This window comes from Alkalihalophilus lindianensis, from assembly GCF_032843265.1.
Lineage (GTDB): Bacteria > Bacillota > Bacilli > Bacillales > Bacillaceae_D > Alkalihalophilus > Alkalihalophilus lindianensis.
On record NZ_JAWJBA010000649.1, the window covers coordinates 1 to 255 of the forward strand.

Genomic DNA, 255 nt, shown 5'->3' on the forward strand with positions numbered 1-255 from the left:
TGACTACGCTGCGAACCCGCCTCGACGCCAAGCTCGTCGTGTCCATGGACGACGGAGTATTCGCGAAGATCAGCCCGGTCTCGGGGCGCAACGGCGTGCTCGCAATCATCCCCGTGTTGTCGGCGCCAATCGATACGGTGATCGAGGCGGGTGGCTTTCAACTCTGGCTGGACGGTGTCCAGGACCCGGGAAACGTCGGATCGCTCATCCGGACGGCGGCGGCCGCCGCTGCAAGCGCAGTGGTACTGGGGCCCG

General features: G+C 66.3%; 1 pseudogene. It reads left to right on the forward strand.

The features are described 5' to 3' along the window. Nucleotides 1-255: pseudogene (locus tag RYX56_RS23760) on the forward strand (hypothetical protein); the annotation flags it as partial.